3 protein-coding genes are annotated in these 3,087 nt (G+C 71.0%); 1 reads left to right on the top strand and 2 read right to left on the bottom strand.

Annotated features, from left to right (window positions below; all coding sequences use genetic code 11):
* A partial coding sequence (locus WA805_RS14545; protein ID WP_425242583.1) for an ATP-binding protein occupies positions 1-373 on the bottom strand: 373 nt, incomplete at its 3' end.
* A 153-nt stretch (positions 374-526) separates the two neighbouring features.
* On the opposite strand from WA805_RS14545, the gene WA805_RS14540 reads away from it, so the two are divergent.
* Entirely contained in the window at positions 527-1,894 is a 1,368-nt protein-coding gene (locus WA805_RS14540; protein WP_425242582.1) for an FAD-binding oxidoreductase, read from the top strand.
* 27 nt (positions 1,895-1,921) lie between these two features.
* On the opposite strand, the gene WA805_RS14535 is transcribed toward WA805_RS14540, so the two are convergent.
* Positions 1,922-3,087, bottom strand: a 1,166-nt coding sequence (locus tag WA805_RS14535; RefSeq protein ID WP_425242581.1) for a Dyp-type peroxidase, incomplete at its 5' end; no start/stop codon positions are given.

Raw genomic sequence — 3,087 nt, 5'->3', positions numbered from 1 at the left:
AGACCAGCGGCGTCAGCCGCAGCAGCTCCGCCGCCGAATCAGGCAGGCAGCCGGCGAGCGCGCCGGACCGCGTGCCGCCCAGCAGCTGCTCGAGGCACTCGGCGAACGGCTGGTAGGGGACGCCAGGCTCGGGCGAGCAGGTCCCGAGCAGCACGACAGCGCCCTGGCCGTAGACCGCCGAGGCGATCTCGGCCGCAAGCCGCGACTTGCCCGCTCCGGGCTCGCCGCCGATGAAGATGACCTGCCGCCCCCCGGCACGGACCGATGCCCATGCGTCCTCCGCCGCCGACGTCTCGGCGGCGCGCCCGACGAACGCGGGAATCGTCGCCCCGGCCGCCCGGATCGGATACGGCGGCGCATCCCAAGCCGCCATGCGCTCAATGTAACCCCGCAGGCCACAGCGGTCGATAGCCAGAATTGGCTACGCCAGGGAAAGCACGCGGTACCAGGACTGGTCATGACGCGAGCCCGCCGCCGCTCTTAGCGTGAGCCCAGGAAACGCAAACCACAGCAAACGGGGAGCCACATGTCCACCACCGCACTGCAAAAGCTCGTCACCGGATCCGTCATCGGGCCGGAGGACGCCGAGTACGAGGACGCCAGGCATGTGTACAACTTCATGATCGACGCCAGGCCGAGCGCCATCGTCGGCTGCACCAGCGCCGAGGACGTGCAGGCCGCCGTGTCGCACGCCGTCGCCACCGGCCGTGCCGTCGCAGTCCGCGGCGGCGGGCACAGCGTGCCAGGGTTCGGCACGGCCGACGACGCGATCGTGGTCGACCTGTCCGGCCTGACCCGCATCGAGGTCGACCCCGCGAACCGGACCGCGAGGGCCGGCGGCGGCGCCACCTGGGCCATGATGAACGACGCCACCATGGCCCACGGGCTGGCCACTACCGGAGGCATCGTATCCAGCACCGGCGTCGGCGGCCTCACCCTCGGCGGCGGCATCGGTTACCTGAACAGGGCGCACGGCCTGTCCTGCGACAACCTGATTTCCGCTCAGGTCGTGCTGGCCGACGGCAGCATCGTCACGGCCAGCGAGCGCGAGCACCCCGACCTGTTCTGGGCACTGCGCGGCGGCGGCGGGAACTTCGGGGTGGTCACCGAGTTCACCTTCCGGCTGCACCCGGTGCCCGAGAACATCTACGGCGGGCTGATCCTCTTCGAGCGGGAGGCGGCGGGCGACCTGTTCCGCTACTTCGACCGGTTCATCGACGACGCGCCCCGCGCGTACGGCGGCTTCCCGGCCTGGCACCTGGCGCCGCCGCTGCCGTTTATCCCCGCGGACCGGGTCGGCGAGCCGTTCCCCGTCCTTGTCTCCTGCTGGACCGGGGAGCACGAGGAGGGCGCGAAGGTGCTGCAGGGCTTCCGCGACGTCGGCCCGGTCATGGCCGAGCATGTCGGCGCGATCCCCTACACCGCGCTGAACTCGCTGTTCGATCCGCTGCTGCCGCGCGGCCTGCAGCACTACTGGAAGGCGGTCTTCACCGGCGACCTCACCGACGACGTGATCGCCGTGCACGCCGAGCACGCGCAGCGGATGCCCGCCGTCAACAGCGCGGTACACCTGTACCCGGTCAACGGCGCCGTCCACGACGTGGCGACCGGCGCGACCGCGTGGGGGCACCGGGACGCGAAGTACGCCACTGTGCTCGCCGGGATGTGGCCGGATCCGGCGGACAACGCGGCGAACATCGCCTGGGTGAAGGACTACTACGCGGCGCTCGCGCCGCACTCGCTGGCCGGCGGCTACGTCAACTTCGCCTCCGGCGACGACCAGGGGAAGGTGCGCGACAACTTTGGCCCGGGCTACGACCGACTCGCGCGGGTCAAGCGGCAGTACGACCCAGGCAACGTGTTCCACCTCAACCAGAACATCATCCCGGCCTGACCTGGGCCGCGGCCTGCTCCCCTGACGTCAGGGGAGAAGGCCGCGGCCGTACCAGTCGGCGGCGTCGCGGACCCCGGGCAGGGTGAAGAAGTAGCCGCCGCCGAACGGCTGCACATAGTCGATCAGCGGCTCGTTGATCAGCCGTTCCTGGACGGTCTCGAACTGCCGCTTGATGTCCTGCTGGTAGGCGATGAAGATGTGTCCGGCCTGCAGGCTGCCGTTCTCGTCCACGCCGAGGTCGTAGTTGTACGAGCGGCGGATGAGCCGCTGGTTCGCGGTCGCCTTCGTGCGCGGGTTGGCGAGCCTGATGTGCGCGTCAAGCGGGATCACGTTCCCCTGCGGGTCTGCCGCGTAATTCGGCGTGTCGAACTCGGCGTTCCCGTCCAGCGGCGCCCCGCTGTCCCTGCGGCGGCCGAACATGCCTTCCTGCTCGTTGATCGACACCCGGTCCCAGAACTCGACGAGCATCCTGATCAGCCGCACTACCTGATACGAGCCGCCCTGCGCCCACGCGGGCTCGGCCGCGTCGTCGACCCAGACCAGGCTGGTCGCGGTGCCGCCGGTCGGGTTCGCGGTGCCGTCCTTGAACCCGAGCAGGTTCCGCGAGGTGCCCGACGGGCGGGGCGGGGAGTTGTAGCCTTCCATCTTCCAGCGCAGCGCCAGGGCCCCGCGGGTGTGCCTGGTGATGTCCCTGATCGTGTGGTGAATCGTGTCCGGGTGGTTGGCGCACAGCTGGACCAGCAGGTCGCCGTGCAGCCAGGCGGGGTCGAGTGAGTCGTTAGGGAAGGTGCGCATCGGCGTCAGCTTCAGCGGCTTGCGGCTCGCGAGGCCGTACCTGTCGTCGAACAGGCTGGACCCCACGGACAGCGTCACGGTCAGCCCGTCGGCCGGCACGCTCGGCCCCAGCACATCGCTGTCCGACGGCGGCTGGCTCACGCCGAGGTCCGGCGGCGTGCCGCCGGACGTCAGGAACCGCGCCCGGCCGGTGAGCGTGCGCAGCAGGTCGGTCAGCCCTGCCCTGTCGCCTGCCGTGGAGTCGAACGCGGCGACGCAGGTGAACGGCTGCTTGGCGGCGGGGTCCGCGGTGAGGATCCCGGCCTGGCGCGCGCCGTGGAAGGGGTACGACGGCTCCGTCGCCTGCCCGTCCGCACCGCTCGCGGCGGTGGCGGCGTCGGCGTCGGCCTTCGCGCCGC

The sequence above is a fragment of the Trebonia sp. genome (assembly GCF_049794275.1).
GTDB lineage: Bacteria > Actinomycetota > Actinomycetes > Streptosporangiales > Streptosporangiaceae > Trebonia.
The sequence above is the reverse complement of the archived record's forward strand: the minus strand, read 5'-3'. Positions and strand labels throughout refer to the sequence as shown.

Excerpts from the sequence above, each read along its gene's own strand:
- WA805_RS14540 (WP_425242582.1), top strand. The coding sequence starts at position 527 with ATGTCCACCACCGCACTGCAAAAGCTCGTCACCGGATCCGTCATCGGG.